This window comes from bacterium Scap17, assembly GCA_013376735.1.
In the GTDB taxonomy this organism is placed as follows: Bacteria; Pseudomonadota; Gammaproteobacteria; order Pseudomonadales; family Halomonadaceae; genus Cobetia.
This window is the reverse complement of sequence record VINJ01000001.1, coordinates 1569289-1584391: the sequence shown is the minus strand read 5'-3', so window position 1 is coordinate 1584391 and position 15103 is coordinate 1569289. Positions and strand designations below refer to the sequence as shown.

Annotated in this window: 11 protein-coding genes and 1 pseudogene; 6 read left to right on the top strand and 6 right to left on the bottom strand. The window is 54.1% G+C overall.

Annotated elements, in window-relative coordinates; genetic code table 11:
• Positions 1-167: 167 nt before the first annotated feature.
• From FLM52_06845 to FLM52_06830, 4 genes are all read left to right on the top strand, one after another.
• Positions 168-1235: a tyrosine-type recombinase/integrase gene (locus FLM52_06845; GenBank protein NVN55506.1), complete on the top strand. Its 1068-nt coding sequence runs from the start codon at positions 168-170 to the stop codon at positions 1233-1235.
• A gap of 364 nt (positions 1236-1599) precedes the next feature.
• Positions 1600-2433 carry a hypothetical protein gene (locus FLM52_06840; GenBank protein ID NVN55505.1) on the top strand — a complete coding sequence of 278 codons (834 nt, stop codon included), beginning with the start codon at positions 1600-1602 and terminating at the stop codon, positions 2431-2433.
• An 18-nt stretch (positions 2434-2451) separates the two neighbouring features.
• A complete protein-coding gene (locus FLM52_06835; GenBank protein ID NVN55504.1) occupies positions 2452-5049 on the top strand; it encodes a hypothetical protein in 2598 nt (865 codons plus the stop codon).
• Complete coding sequence (locus tag FLM52_06830; GenBank protein ID NVN55503.1) at positions 5046-7658, top strand: site-specific integrase; 2613 nt, start codon at positions 5046-5048, stop codon at positions 7656-7658. The genes FLM52_06835 and FLM52_06830 overlap by 4 nt, the downstream gene beginning before the upstream one ends.
• A 174-nt stretch (positions 7659-7832) precedes the next feature.
• Here FLM52_06830 and FLM52_06825 read toward each other — a convergent pair whose 3' ends face one another.
• The 4 genes from FLM52_06825 to FLM52_06810 all read right to left on the bottom strand — a co-directional run bounded on the left by FLM52_06825 (position 7833) and on the right by FLM52_06810 (position 11750).
• The gene (locus tag FLM52_06825; protein NVN55502.1) at positions 7833-8570 is read right to left on the bottom strand and encodes a nuclease; all 738 of its coding nucleotides are present in this window, start codon (positions 8568-8570) and stop codon (positions 7833-7835) included.
• Positions 8571-8858: 288 nt separating this feature from the next.
• Positions 8859-9200 (bottom strand): DUF427 domain-containing protein, encoded by a 342-nt coding sequence (locus FLM52_06820; GenBank protein ID NVN55501.1) that lies wholly within the window; start codon positions 9198-9200, stop codon positions 8859-8861.
• A gap of 90 nt (positions 9201-9290) precedes the next feature.
• A complete protein-coding gene (locus FLM52_06815) occupies positions 9291-10610 on the bottom strand; it encodes an ergothioneine biosynthesis protein EgtB (protein ID NVN55500.1) in 1320 nt (439 codons plus the stop codon).
• Positions 10611-10754: 144 nt separating this feature from the next.
• Positions 10755-11750, bottom strand: coding sequence for an ion transporter (locus FLM52_06810; protein NVN55499.1), 996 nt, complete (start codon positions 11748-11750; stop codon positions 10755-10757).
• A gap of 242 nt (positions 11751-11992) precedes the next feature.
• On the opposite strand from FLM52_06810, the gene FLM52_06805 reads away from it, so the two are divergent.
• Positions 11993-12448, top strand: coding sequence for an META domain-containing protein (locus FLM52_06805; GenBank protein NVN55498.1), 456 nt, complete (start codon positions 11993-11995; stop codon positions 12446-12448).
• Between the two features lie 473 nt (positions 12449-12921).
• Positions 12922-13041, top strand: a pseudogene (locus FLM52_06800) (DUF1852 domain-containing protein).
• Between the two features lie 131 nt (positions 13042-13172).
• On the opposite strand, the gene FLM52_06795 reads toward FLM52_06800, so the two are convergent.
• Entirely contained in the window at positions 13173-13454 is a 282-nt protein-coding gene (locus FLM52_06795; protein NVN55497.1) for a YkgJ family cysteine cluster protein, read from the bottom strand.
• Positions 13439-15067 (bottom strand): hypothetical protein, encoded by a 1629-nt coding sequence (locus FLM52_06790; protein NVN55496.1) that lies wholly within the window; start codon positions 15065-15067, stop codon positions 13439-13441. Before FLM52_06790 ends, FLM52_06795 begins: the two co-directional genes overlap by 16 nt.
• Between the last annotated feature and the right edge of the window lie 36 nt (positions 15068-15103).

Below are 15103 nucleotides of genomic sequence, written 5' to 3'. Positions count from 1 at the left end.
AATCTCACTTTTTATAGCTTAATACTAAGTATAACATCTACAAATCTCACATTTACCAGTGGGATTGCTCGAACAACCTTGCATATGCGTGACTCTCAACTCTCCATGCTTTCTAGGGCATGCATTTCGGGTTGGCTGATTTACGAAGGGTGATAGCGTGAAATTCGATGGCCACCTCACAGCGCATATCGGCCCTCATTCCAACTTTTCGACATCGATGGAGATCCCTCATGGTGTCCAGACCACCGACAGGCATCCACCCGCCTCAAAGACGGAGGCATCAGGCAATGCAAGTGATCCCCTATCAGGGAAACCAGGACTCTCTGCCGGGGCTTTGCCTGACGGTCTCGGCACGAAAGCTGATCATGGCAAGCCTTGCACCGAGTACCATCCGAGCCTTCCAAAGCGACATACGGATGTTTCTCAGACGTGGCGGCACCCTCCCCAGCACCGACACGGAGATTGCCAACTACCTCACCCGGTGTTTCGAGGACGGTTATAAACCGAATACGCTCAAGCGACAGCTGTGCTCGTTACGGCGTTGGCACCTTGTCATGAATTGCCCCACCCTGGGCAATGAGCAAATGATCAAGGGGGTCATGCGCGGCTGTGCACGCCTCAATGAAGTGCCGGTGAAACGTGCACCAGCTTTGATGCGAGACGATCTGCATCAGCTGCTGAATAGCCTGGATTTGAGCGAGTTGCGAGATCTGCGCGACGCCGCCATGTTCTGCCTGACGTTCTATGGAGCATTTCGTTACAGCGAAGTCCTCAACCTTCGTGTCGAGCACCTCACATGGGATACACGAGGCGTGTTGGTCAGGCTCTCCCGCAGCAAGACCAATCAAGAAGGACGACATGAAGTCAAAGCCATTCACCATGCGGATACCTCGCTCCCCTACTGCCCCGTCAATCTCCTGTATCGCTGGCTGGAAGCCGCCCATATCCAGAGAGGTGCGGTATTTCGCAGCGTCTCGCTGGGCGGCAGGCCAGGAGGCTCGAAACTCTCTCGAACTGCTTTTCAGAATGCGTTGATCAGGGGGCTTGAGCGGTCAAACCTGGCTTCACGCGGATTCAGCACACATAGCATGCGTGCTGGCCTGATCACTGAAGCTCATCTGCGGGGGAAGAGCCTGGAGCAGATACAACGCGTGACAGGTCACAGACATCTCAGCACCTTGACGGAGTACATTCGGGTCGCAGACCCCTTCGAAAACAGCGCCAACGACTTTTGATATACATGAGCAATGCATTACCGTTCAATAATCGATGAATTGACAAAAGCAATCGCTCAAGAACTCGTAATACAAAATATCTACCAAGTTTGACGTCAAAAAGCCCTAATGCTCTCGAAACGGTCGATTTTGACGGTTAAAAGATACCTTAGATTCTTGCCACTTGAGTTATGCTATTAGTACACACTGATTCAGCTTGGATATATCAGGAGGCGGCACTCCCAGAAATATCGTTCTACAGGTCGGGTGTATTGCTCGACTGATCATCACTACTCAAAGTTACTCGCGTTTGCTGGACATGAACTCGACGAATGATTCTCTCATACGTCTCGGCCCCCCTTTGCCTATTGTTGGAGTCATCAATATGCCAGATGCTACCTATACACCGTCACTAGTGAAAATCAGCGCTGACAAGACGCTTGTCATCCATCAGCGAGTACTCGAGGTGGACACCGCCGAGCTTATGAGCGAGGAGCATGCTTTTCGACCAACAGTCGCGACAGAGAACCTGCCCCTAGCGCCTGTCCGCTTCCGCAGCAACGTTCAGTCGACTCACACTTCCGAGGAGTTCGTGAATTTTCATGTCATCAAAGCCATCGTATCCACACAGAAAGTGCCCGTCTCACAAAGTGTATTTTGCATCGAGATCGATATCGGCAGACTCAACGAAGATGAAGTCCAGGTGGTGAGATTCTATTACCAGGTGCTACAGCCTCTGCTCGAGCTTGGCTGGGAATGGATCAATATCCACAACCTACATTCCACTGGCGATATCAGAATTAACGAAAAGAAGTTATGGAACACTATACTCAGAAACTTCATTAATGATGAAAGATTACAACACGCATGGAGCAATGTAGTCACTCAACAAAACTTGCCAATAACACGCAAGCAAATCTCATCAATGTTCAGGCATCGTTATTCTGATGACTCGATCAGGAAATTTATGAACGAAATAAATAAAAATACAAATACTCACCAAAGCGGTGTATCTGAAGATAGGAATACGGCACACGCTGCTACTGCTGCTGAAAAAAATAATAAAAACGCTCATAGTAAACGAAAAGATAATAGGAAGCAGCAACCAGATATCAATAAGAAAAGCAACGCTAAAGAAAAAAGCAAGCACTCGAATAACAAGGAGGAAACCGACTCGAATCCGCAAATGGGACTTACACTTTCAAATTCGCTTGACTGATTAACAGGAGGCTCTCGCGTGAGTGAACACCAACTACCTGACCAAATATTGGCTAATTACGACCTCAATGCGATCGGGTCCCGCTGGCCCCTTATACTGGAGTGGCTCAAGGGGAGCCTCCCTCCCTTGATTGCCTCAGAATATCGCCTCAGCGCTCGACTCTTTGCCAACGATTACTCGATGCCAGACCTTGTGTCCCAAGTAGAGGAGTTCCTAGGAAGCGAATTTTTTATGGAGGACGAGACACATCGAAATCATAGAATGTCTCACTGCCTTCATTATACGGTAAATTACCGATTTAAGTCGCTCACTGATCCTCGCGTAAGCAGTATCCGAAAGCTGCTTAGACTGATTTTCGGTCAGCCTTATCATACTGTGACACGTGGCTCTGCCATAAAATACTACACCCAGATACTTGAGCTTAGAAAGACGCTCAAACGGCTACTTGACTGGGGTGACCTGGATGATATTCACAACAGCTTTCCCAGACCCATTTCCCCTACCCTGGGAGAGCAGTTAGTTCCTCCTCCCGAACATTTTTCCGATGCTGATTTGAAGCTGCTCGAACAGTTTCTTCATGCCTATGATACAGCAACGGACCGCTCATCGGAGCATCCCAACCATCTGCGCAATAAGAAAGCGACACGCGCTTTGCTTGACGAAATTTATCAGTCGAGCCAGCTCACTCGTAGCCCAATAAGAAAACAGCATAGAGCTCGCAATGAAAATCAAAAAAGACGCCAACATGTCGATACCATTCTTCGTGATTCGCCACTTTGGGCCAGTGACAAATCTCACAAAATCCATGCTGAATATACCGACTATCGCTCCCTTGACAGGTCAATACAAGCACTTGACCATGCCTTAATAGAGGATGATGAAGAGCTCACGGATGGCAATGAACATCAGAATGAATCATCATCTAATGACCTAAGCCAAAGCAGCATCTCACCCCTCGACCCAGTGAAAGAGCTATTCCATAACACACTGCTTTCACAAGGCGATCAGGCGCTTCACCTTGAACGCGTTCAGCTCTTGCAACAGGCCCGCAGTCTCAAGACATCTGCAGACATCAGCCTACGCCCACAAGAAGAGGTTCTAGCAGCTTTACGTATCTTCCAACCACCGAAAGATGAGGAATTTCTCATAGAATCCGAGAGTGTCATTGCAAACCGACAAGCCTTGGCATTTCTTGGCATTCTACTTTGCAGTGGAATAGCACCTGAGCGCTTGCTGCAGACGACGGTAATCTCCCGATCCCCCAAGCTGCCCCTCAATAGCGACAGCAATCGTGAGTGGATCATCTGCCAGACGCTGGATCAAATTCCCAGCTGGTCACCGGAGGAGGGGCTACTCCACTACTCTGTCAACAAGGCACCTACCGAAACCATCATCACGTTGCCCTTGCCCAACGCTCTCAATCAGTCACTCATGGCCGAAAAGGTATGGCTCCCCGGCGCCCAGCCTTTCAAAGCACTGAAATCACTGATCGAGAAAAGACTCAAGCGCTGGGGGGATAACCGTCCCGGAAGTACTCTGACGTTGAGGCGCGTGTCCGCCAGTCATCATCATTGGGTGGTGCCTGCCTGTGAAGATGAAGTGATCGCGACCTGGTTGCGAGGCGAGCTCCCGCTCTCACTATCTGCCCCGGCAACGTATCGAACGATACCTCTGCACAAGATTCAGAAGGCTTTTCTCTCGGCTCAAGCTGCGCTTGGCCTATTTCCCTTGTTAGAAGAAGACTGTCGTACACCTCGCAAAGATCACACCGTGGGATCCACAAAAGCCCAGGAGCCGAGCTATTTCAAACGTCCGCTTCATTTGCTGACGCAACTTACCAAGAACCACGCCATGCTGGTTACCTCATTGATTACCTCACAAGGGAATCGTAGTAGCGACTTACGGGCAGTCGGCGAAGCCATTGCCCGGCAAGGTCAGATACTGGGAGCGCTGACCTTACTTGCATGGCAGCTCTGCACCTTGGCTCGCCCAATTGGCTCCAAAACCCAATGTGAGCAGCTGGAAAATACGCTCTGGCTACGCGACAAGGATTCGGCTCGGGCACAGGAAAGCCGCCAAATTCCACTTGTCCCTGCCCTTGGCGCATTGCTCAGGCTTCAGCATGAGTGGCGGGAGGAATGGCAACGATGGTGGAAACGCCAGGGTGGTAAGGGAGATTTTCTTGGGGATGAGCAAATCGCCTACCCCGTTCAATGGAAGTTCGATGCCTCGACAATGATGTTGACGCAGCAATGCATGCAGCATGCTGACTGGCGGCAGTGGCTCAAGGATCTTCCAATATTCATGCCTTCGCCTTTGGCAACTGAATTGAGCCAGTGGGGCCGCCAGCCTTCCAATATCACGCGCCACAGTATGATCACCGCGCTCCAATCGCGACTTTCTCACGCTGAATTTAGCGCGCTCGCTGGACACACCACTCAGGGACATTCACTCCAATCCCCGTCCAGTGATCGGAACCTGATTCAATCGGCGACACGAAGCGCACTAACCGATATCGCCAGACTATGCGGCTTGACACCGGATCTGCTTCACAGAGACGACCTCCCATGGCCCATTCAGCACGCCGGACCAGCCATTCAAGGAGATAGAGGATGAGCGCTGTTACCCCCATTGACCTTCGGAAGAAAACCGATGTACCTGCCCAGGCCACGCACCAAGAGCTTACAACTCCGAAGCTGTCTCCGGTCGAGCTTTCGAAAACACTGGGTAGGATATTCCGTCGCTGGGATGATCCAGATCATCGCCTTTTCTCCTCCTCTGAAGAGCTCAGACATTTCCGCAAGAATGTCGCGCGCTACGCCTGGCGACGGCATAAGAAAAAGGTAACCAGAGCACAGGCTAGAGCGCAAAGTGTGCCTTCCACCAAGCCGTCTCGCGCTCGACACAATGCCACACGCTTGAACCAGCGAGATGTACAAGCCTTGATTCGCAACGCCATCCAGCTTGCCAAGGAAACTGGACTTGACTTCAGCTCCCGAAAGGTCACCAAGGAAGTCGCGCTTGTACTGACTCATCTCAACCGAGAGCCTGACTTCGAGGCTACGATTCCGACCAGTATCAAACGCCCGGTCAGACCCTCATCCGCGGCTACCTCATCACGAGATATCAAGGTTCAGCAACGGGTGCTGGATTCGGTACGCGCCCTGCAGCGCATTCCCGCCAACCAATGTACGCCAGAGCAGTCTCTTCTCTTCTTGGCCTTGAGCATGGGTACCCTGCTGGGGATGGAGGAAGAAGTGATTCGCCATACTCTGCTGAACTTGAGCTCAGAGCATCTGCCACGCCTGAACATCAAGCGCGGTCCCCACCATTGGTTCATCGGCTGCCTGCCAGGGTTACCTCGAACACATCCAGCCCATTACCGGCTAAAAATCCCGAATCATCTCAGGAGGCTACTCAGGGCTTGCCGTCAGTCCCCTGTCCCATCACCAGCCACCTCCTCCCAGCAAGCCGATGTATGGTGGTTCTCCTCGGATGCTACGCTGGACCTGAACAGTTCATTGGAAGCGCGAGCTACCCATCTGGATCAGCTCTTGGTCACCGGTCTGTCACAGCTGCTAGATAGCCAGGCACCACGCAGGACTGGTTCCTCCGCTTCGCTGAAGAGTGTCCGATCATTGCTTCGTCATGCCTTTCGATGCACGACATTGTTAGGCCCTGCACCCCTCTGGTCACAGCTGCTTCGGCGCTACCCTCTACCAGTGTGTAGCTGGCGTTCTCCTTGGCAGCATGACGAAAGCCTCCTTTTATCGGCGGCCCCCCTCCCTACCTCCGGTACGTCGAGCGCTTCTGGAGCAATGAATGTCTCTGAACCGGAAGACATCGAGACCGATCTTCACACCCCTGAACTCCTTATGGGAGGAGGCGACTGGAGTAACGAATCGTCACCATCAACCTCCTCTCGATACCGGCAGGATCAACTATCAACAGACTGGTATGTGAAAGCAGGCAACCAACTGTATGCGTATATCACCGAACTGGAGCATGAAGGTCTGATACCCCCCAGAGGGAAATCCGCGATTCAGCGGCATGACGCCATTACGTCTCGCTACGCGAAGAAGCTGATACACATGCTGGGCGAAGACAGCTACCCACTCTGGATACTGCTATGGCTGTCTTATCAATCGAGCACTCAAGGCAACAAAGCCAGCACGCTCAGGACTTACCTGAGTCGTCTGACGCCCACCTCCATGATGATGTTGCCCGATATCCCATGGTTGACGCTCTGGGATGGAGAGCTGATGGAGGCAATCAGCGAGCAGCTACCCACTCAGAAAGGCTGGGACACTTCGACGTCCCACAACTTCTTCCAGACGTTCAATCAGTTCATCAGCTTCTGCCAAGGCAACGATCGATTAACGGGTATTCCCCCCGTGCAGGGTGAGGGAGGTCGGTTCATCAGTACATTGCGTACACATCTGATCATGCCGCACGAGGCGGAACATCTTACCCGGGCGCTCTCCCGAAGACGGAGTGGATTGCGGCGCAGCTGGCTGATCGCCTTCCTCCTTGGCTACTACGGGGGCCTGCGAGCTGGAGAAGTCATGGCATTGACACTGCATGACGTCATCATCAATCAGCCGGGAGAGGACGGCCCCACCTACTGTTACGTAGAAATCCATGCTGGGAAGACCGCAAATGCTCGGCGCAGCGTTCCTCTTCATCTTCTGATATCCCCAGAGTTGATGACGCTGGTGAGAGAGTGGATTGATAGACGCCGAGAGTCCTTTGCTGGCCAGCAGCGTTTGAAGAACATTGCCTTGCTGGGGCCAGAAAGCTCTCCGCTAGGCTATTCAAGAGAGAGCTTGCTGACCCCGCTCATGGCATGGGCCCGGCAGTCTCTCCGCGGTGCTCTCACACCCGGATTGGAGCTGGAGGACATCCACTTCGACTTTCATCTCTTGAGGCACAATGCAATCTCGTGGCTCGTACTGCGCCTCTACAGCGACGACTACCCGCAGCTTCTGGATCGCCTTTCCTCCGCCTGCCGAGGACATTGGTCCTTCACTCCTGCAGCACTAGCGAACTGCCGCCGAGCGGTCTACGACGTACTGGAAAAAGATGCCAAGGCACGAGGTCACCGTCTCGAGTTACTCGCCAAGTTGATCGGGCACCGCAACTCTCAAACACTGACACATCACTACACGCACGTGCTGGGTGAGATACATGGTGAGGTACTTCTAGAGCTGATGAAGCGACGCTGAAGGCTAAGGCCGCATACTCGCATACTGGCTGTCGCCTATCGAAGCCAAAGCGCAGGTGGTCGGTGGGCTAGAGATAGCCCAACCTCGATGCATCACCCTCCATCACTTGCGGTGTTGCACTCAGAGTCCGCCTGCGCCGAATAATTGCCGCACTGGCTCCATAAATCCGTGGCATCACATCGCCTGGGTCGCTCGGCACTCCGGATAGGCCGAGCATCCCCAGAATTGCTGGCCCTCACGCACACCGGATTTGACAGTGCGCAGCACCATCCGGCTGCCGCATTTCGGGCATTCACGTCTGGCCTTTGGAGCATTGCGCTGCTTGAGGTGCTGTACATGGGTACGCTGCGTCGCCAGAGTCGGCGCCAGTCGTCCCGTCAGTAGCGCCTCATGCATGGCCTCGACCTGCGCCTCGCTGAAGACGGGGGTTTTGAACGACTGTACGAAGGAAACGAAGTCAGACCCGCGCGTCACGTTGGCTGGCATCTCACCCTTGAGCCTGGCGCTGCCTACGAAGACGATCACCGAATGCAGATGCTCGGGAGTCACGCCAAGCGTCGTCTCCAGTGCCTTGAGATGCTTGTAGTTCTGACGTAGCGGGTTCTGGAAGCTGAACGACTGGCGAGGAAACTGCTGGGTCCAGTTCGCCTCGTGCTCACTGCCGAAGATCCAGCCTTTCATGTTCTTGGTTTCCAACACGAAGCAGCCGAAACGCGACAGCAGCACATGATCGATCTGGGTGGTGCCGCTCTCGGTCTTGAGGGTGACATTGTGCAAGGCCCGATAGCCCTGCTTGCCGAGTCGGCGCGCCATCCAGCGCACTCGCCACTCGCCGATGCGGCCTTTCATGCGGGGGGACTTGAGGTAACGACTGATGCAGGAGGCCAGCACGAGGCATAGCAGTACACCCATCACTGGCGCAACGTTCGAAGGGACAACCACTGTCTTGACTCCTGGTGCAGCCTGTACGGAAAGGAATCAAGCGAGGTGATTCGTCCAACCGGAGTACTGAGCCTTGATAAGGGAAAGGTAATGCTGCACCGCGCCCGATGGAGGAGCGCGGTGCAGCAAACTTCAGGATTCTAACCATCTGGCGAACGCCAAGCTACTGTTCTCTATCGGTTTATCTCTGCAGCAGAGCACGACGGAGCGTTGTGCATCGACGAGAGAATCAGGTTGGCGGCGAGCCGTTCGTCTGAATCACTCCACCTCCAACATGACCTTGTCGGTATCGAACGCCAGCCGCCCGGCGATCGCCTGCACCTCTTCGATGGGGTGATCGTAACTCCAGGCGATATCAGGAAGATCCGGCAGCGAGTAATAGGTACTGTCGCCCTTGAAGGGACAATGGGTGACGGTGTGAGAAACCGAGAGCTCCGCCATCGCCACATCGGCGCGCGGCAGGTAGAGCCTCGGCGGATAGCCCTTTTCGCGCAATTCCAGCGCGTTGCCCGTGTCAGCGATCACTGTCTCACCGACCAGGATTCGTACCCGCGAGGATAGCGGGTGCAGCGTGATACGCGGTTCGGGGTGGTCGGCCATGAACACTCCTTTATGGGTTGGCGGGCAAAAGCCGCAGATGAAAGCAGCATATGAAAGTGTCTGGAGGCGCGTTCTGGAAGAGTTAGCCCATCAGACCCCACCGTCCCTGGCGAGACGGAAGCCGGAGAACGCCCAGCGCGCCTCGGGCGGGAAGAAGTTGCGATAGGTCGCGCGGATGTGGTCGGCGGGCGTGGCACAACAGCCTCCACGAAGCACCATCTGACCGGACATGAACTTGCCGTTGTACTCGCCCAGGCTGCCTGGCAGTTTGCGAAAGCCTGGATAGGGGCGATAGGCGCTGCCCGTCCACTCCCAGACATCGCCGAACATCTGACCCGGCATGCCGTCGGCTTTCGCGGCGGCGACTGGTTGCAGATGATCCTGATCGACGAAGTTACCCGTCAGGGGGACATCCTGAGCGACTGTCTCCCACTCGGCTTCAGTCGGCAGACGCGCGCCGGCCCACTGGGCGTAGGCGTCGGCCTCGAAGAAGCTGACGTGGCAGACCGGCGCATTCAGATCTACCGGCACCAGACCGCCCAAGGTGTAGTGATGCCAGACGCCGTCGCGCTCGACCCAGTAAAGCGGTGCCCGCCAACCTTCCGCCTTGACCGTCGCCCAGCCATCCGCCAGCCAGTGCTCGGGAGTGGCGTAACCACCTGCCTCCATGAAGGCGAGAAACTCGCCGTTGGTCACTGGACGGTCAGCGATCTCGAACGCCTCGACGAACTGACGGTGACGACCCATCTCGTTGTCGTAGGCGAAGCCGCCTTTTGATGCATCATGGCCGATCTCGCGAATCCCGGCGGGATAGGCCAGCCAGCCCAGCGGCGGCACCTCCCGCGCAGGCGTCGGTGCCAAGCCTGACGCCAGCTCTTCCCGATAAGCCGGACACAGCGGGTTCTGCGCCAGGATGTGCTTGATGTCCATCAACAGCAGCTCCTGATGCTGCTGCTCATGCGGTAGGCCCAGCTCCAGACGGCGCAGAATCTCCGGCAGATGTTCCTGGGGTGGGTTCTCGAGCAAGGCTTGCATGGCGCGATCGACGTGTGCGCGATAACGATAGACATCGTCGACGGTCGGGCGCGAGATTGCGCCACGCTCGGCGCGCGGGAACGGCACGCCATGGGTCTCGTAGTAGGAGTTGAAGAGATGATCGTAGGCGGGATCGAGCGTCTGATAGCCAGATTGAAACGGTTTCAGGATGAAGGCTTCGAAGAACCAGGTGACATGGGCGATGTGCCACTTGGGTGGGCTGACATCCGCCATGCTCTGCACCATGTAGTCTTCCTTGTGCAGCGGCGCACAGATCGCCTCGGTGGCGGCTCGCACCCGCCGGTAGGTATCCAGCCAGGCCCTGGCCTGATCAACATCGTGAGTGTCGCTTGAGGGTTGCGGTGCATATGACATCGAGACGTCCTTATGGGTGTTGCAAATCCATTGCCGAATGACTGATGTCGGGAGGGCGTGGCCGACTTTCAAGGGCTGCCCCGCGTAGGGACTTGCCCTGCACGCTGGTCAGTTGCGACATACCTTCTGCAGGCACACCTGTCTTCACTGATATTTCTGATGCCAACTCTTCACGGCGATGCGCTCCTTGAGTAGCTCCAGCATGTCGATCAGCACCTGCTCAGTGATCTGTTCCGTCCTCGGGTCAGTGCGCGACCAGGCATCGAAACCACTCTCTGCCAGATGCCCCACCAGCGCCGAGAACTCCTTGGAGCGCAGGCCGACCAGCGCTTCATCGACAAGGTGACAGGCCAGATCGGACAGCGAACTTTCGAGCCCTTTCGTCAGCTGAGTGCCCATCGGCAGGCGCGAGACGCGCTGGAGCTCCGGGCTCTCGGCAAGAGTGCGACTGACCAGGCCCCGCACATAGCGCAGGGTATCGTCGCGATTCTGGGTATAGACGTCCCCTGCCATGGTCTCGAGGCGCTGGCTAATCTCCTGGATCAAGGCCTGCTTGCGCGGTTCCACGACACGCTCGATCACCGAGGATGAGAGGTCATCGCTGTCGCGCAACTGCTGTTGCACGTTGTCGAGCATGCGCAGGGAGATACGATCCGTCAGCTCTTCCAGCAGGATATCGAGATACTTGGCGGCAACACGATAGACATACCATTGCCGCACATCGATCAATTCCAGACGTTGCAGACGGAACAACAACGAGACCACACGCAACACACGCAACAGGCGGAAGCCGCTCAGCGGGATACACCCCAGCACGTCATACCAGTGCACAAAGGGATAGAAGAACCAGCGGTGGTAGCGCCGCTCCGCGATGGCCACTGCCCACCCCGCCAGCACATCGAGCAGGAAGACGGCGACGAACGCCAGATCGATGGAGAGGAAATTGGCGTGGATGTTCTGCTCATAGGCCGCATGCAGCCCGGGTGTCACAGCCTCGAAGGCCGTGTTCAGCGGGGGAATCAAGAAGAGGCTATCGAACAGCAGCAATGCCAGATTGGCGATGACGAGCACGATGATGAACAGATCCCACCACAGATGTATCCGCTCCCTGGCGGACGAGGGCGTGCGGGTGGCTGGCATGACAACTCCTTGGCGATTGTTTCAGAATGCGTAACGCGTCTTCCTGATTCAGCCTACAACGCTTCAGATGACCACGCTTCAGTGACCAAGAGGCGACGCCACTTTCTGCGAGAGCCTTCAATGCTCACGGAGCACAGCCCGCAAAGCACGGCCTTTGAAAGCACAGCCCCAAAATCGACGTAGACGATTTACATGGACAACCTATTAGTGAGGGAGACACCCGCATGAAACAAGCGCAAGTGATGACATGGGCCGCCGTGATGAGTGCAGTATTCACCTTGAGCGGCTGCGCAGGCACTCAATCCTCCGCTGACTCTCAAGCCGTCGACGAGCCGCTGGAAAATACCTACTGGAAGCTGGTGGCACTCGATGAGCAGCCGACACCCGTGGTGGATGGCAAGCGTGAAGCCCACATCGTCCTGCACAGCTCAGACTCTCAAACGCAAGGCTCGCGAGTGGCAGGTTCCACTGGCTGCAACCGCCTGATGGGGGAATATCAGCATGACGATCGCGAACTCAGCTTCGGCCGTCTGGCCACCACCCGCATGGCGTGCCCCGGTGAAGTCGCAACGCTCGAACGCGATTTCCTCGCGACACTCAATGACGTGTCGGGCTGGCAGATTGAAGGCAAGACACTGACGCTGACCGATGAGCAAGGTGTGTCGCGTGCCCGCCTGGAGGCCGTTCACCTCTACTGATCCCTATCGCTGGCCGCTCAGTACAGGGTGCGGCTGGACTGAATACTCCGCGCAACAGACCAAACACCACAACACCGTCTCCCAATGCTGAAAGGCGGCGTTGTGGTGTCTGGTATCTGCCTATTCTCTCTGCACCAACTCTGCACCAACCTCAATGACATCAGTGATGGCGCTGGCACAGTGAAAACTCAGGCTCTGCCCTCACCATGAATCTTGCTCAACTTGAATATTAAAAAATCCAGTTTGTCTCATGGAGCCAGGCGCTAGATACTCACCTGTATCAGATCGTTGATGAAGACTTCCCATGACGCTGCACTTCACAGCCAGCACACGGAACGTGATGGCGAGCAGCGTGCCTCTCCCGGCATGGATGCGTTCTCACAGAGAGCACCCCGCTCACGAGACGCCTGAAAGATCACGGGAAGATGTCGACGACACAGTGAATTTTCTCTCTCAGGATCAGGGTGAACGCCATGAGCAACGAATTCGGTTTCAGCATCAACAGTCTGCGTTTTGACGAGAACTACGTTCCGGCGGAAAACACCCGCCTGACCACCAACTTCGCCAACCTGGCACGTGGTGAAAGCCGTCAGTAGAGTTTCGAGTCATTGATTACATCATGGTGGGTCGCGGGGATGCCAAATCTTTGCTGAAAGGGAATACATCTGAACGAAAACCACGGCATACGCCGGTGCTCTCCCCTTAGACAGCACCAACTTAATGATTAACTTTTTTCAGATACTTCCCATAAGATACTACATATTTCCAAGTTAATATCTACAAACTCATTCCAACTATATTGATCAGCATAATGCAACTCATACTGCCGATCGACCCGGCAAATATCAGGTCGATCGGCGTAAATGTTACACCTCTTATCAGCATCACTGTAATGCTTGCAAGTACCATCTCCCCGATCAAGAGGCTTAGTCTCGTTCGCCAAATTAACACGCTGACAACAAAGGCCACATTGGGTGCATGGAAACGTGCTTATCCCTTGATGCATGATGCCAACCATTTCCGCGTGCTCTCAGAGTTCCCCACCTCGTAGGGTAATCCTATACCTCTCTTATCAACTTCGTCTTGTAAAAGCGCCCCCCTCTGAATTTCATTGTTACAAGCTACTAACTGTAGCGAGAAGTCTTCCAGCTCTTCTACATCAAGATTAAACTCAAACTTGCTCAGCTCTATAAGATACTGATCCAGCTCAGCGTTGATGGACTGGAATTTCGCGATCATGTCGGCATGCGGCATGATCGACTCAACAAACGCCCAGATTTTTTTTGCTATGCCGCTATGAAACAAGAAGTAGCTCAGCCCTAAAGTGACGACGCCAGTTACTAGCGCACTACAGAAAGCCGCCAACTCGGCACCCAGCGGAAAATTGCATATCGGAAATAGTTGTGTATAGACCACAGACCCCACCACCGTAGCAGCCCCAATGGACAGAACGGAGACGACAGCCTTGCACAAATCAACAAAGCCTAACTGGTCGGGGTTAAAAATCAGCAACTTTATGGCCTTTACCAACGGAGACCAGACCTCTCGGATAATTTTTACTGCCATTTTCTGCGTTGTAGCAAACACATTGAAGAGCGTGGTTGTAAGGCTAGCAAATACGCCACCGAAGACGCCATCCTTGAAAGCCGTAAGGAAATCCTTGAAGCGTGCCTTTACTCGTATCCAGATACCTTTCAGCGTCTTGTTGATACTATCGATGAATAATGAAAAATCGAAGTTTTCTTTATTTTTTTCTACCAAGACAGGAATTTGCTCACGTAGTTCGAACCAAACCTCAGCCATGATCAGCCCCAGCATTTGGCGGGTGCCCATCTTCACCCCCGCCATACCCGATGCCTTAGCAGTTTGCTTTACGAACTTGCTACTAGTGTAATAAGAGCGCTTGATCTGCTGTTCGTAGGATTTTCGAGCTTCGGCATCTCGTTCCCGCATACTCTCGGGATCGACAGATTTAAGCTGCTTGATTTTATCCTCGGTTTTCCGAATTTTATCTTCCAGCGTACGCGCCTCATGCTGCTGCCGTGGTGTGTCACGCGGATGGTTTTCAAGCTTCTGGCGGTCCTTGGCTAAGGTAGATTCGTGGGTACTGATTGTTCCTGGCAGCTTATCTAGATAGGCGTCGATTGATGTAGCATTCTTTGATCTGTTAATGGTTCCTTGAGTAGATTGAAGGTTCCTATCTTGATTCGCTAGCTCCACGCCATCGAGCTCAGCAAGGACACGCCCAGCATCATTATGGATTTCCTTGGCACTAATCACATGGTCAAGATGGCGTTCATCGTGCACTCCCATTACAGTGTTTCGGTAGGGATCGTGCAGACCGCCGTCTCGATGGATCGGCTTATCTTGCTTACCGGTATTTATATAATTTTCGTGCGTATGATAAGGGTGTGAGTCGTATTTATCTCGCTGCTCGTAACGTTTCTTCTCGCCCTCCGTAGCCCAAACCCCTTGGCGAGCGTTATGAATGGTGTCAACATTTCCACCTATCTTATCCTCAAACAGAAGAAAGTCCAAACCGAAACTAGTTACCAAACTATTAACGACGGTTTTTTCGAGTTCTGTGACCCAATTGAAATCCTGCGCTGGAGTGTGCATAGGGAGACTCACAAAATGAAAAGGTGATAGTAGGGA

Coding starts and splice junctions, on each gene's coding strand:
- FLM52_06845 (NVN55506.1), top strand. CDS start 168: ATGGCCACCTCACAGCGCATATCGGCCCTCATTCCAACTTTTCGACAT.
- FLM52_06840 (NVN55505.1), top strand. CDS start 1,600: ATGCCAGATGCTACCTATACACCGTCACTAGTGAAAATCAGCGCTGAC.
- FLM52_06830 (NVN55503.1), top strand. CDS start 5,046: ATGAGCGCTGTTACCCCCATTGACCTTCGGAAGAAAACCGATGTACCT.
- FLM52_06825 (NVN55502.1), bottom strand. CDS start 8,570: ATGGGTGTACTGCTATGCCTCGTGCTGGCCTCCTGCATCAGTCGTTAC.
- FLM52_06820 (NVN55501.1), bottom strand. CDS start 9,200: ATGGCCGACCACCCCGAACCGCGTATCACGCTGCACCCGCTATCCTCG.
- FLM52_06815 (NVN55500.1), bottom strand. CDS start 10,610: ATGTCATATGCACCGCAACCCTCAAGCGACACTCACGATGTTGATCAG.
- FLM52_06810 (NVN55499.1), bottom strand. CDS start 11,750: ATGCCAGCCACCCGCACGCCCTCGTCCGCCAGGGAGCGGATACATCTG.
- FLM52_06805 (NVN55498.1), top strand. CDS start 11,993: ATGACATGGGCCGCCGTGATGAGTGCAGTATTCACCTTGAGCGGCTGC.
- FLM52_06795 (NVN55497.1), bottom strand. CDS start 13,454: ATGCATCAAGGGATAAGCACGTTTCCATGCACCCAATGTGGCCTTTGT.
- FLM52_06790 (NVN55496.1), bottom strand. CDS start 15,067: ATGCACACTCCAGCGCAGGATTTCAATTGGGTCACAGAACTCGAAAAA.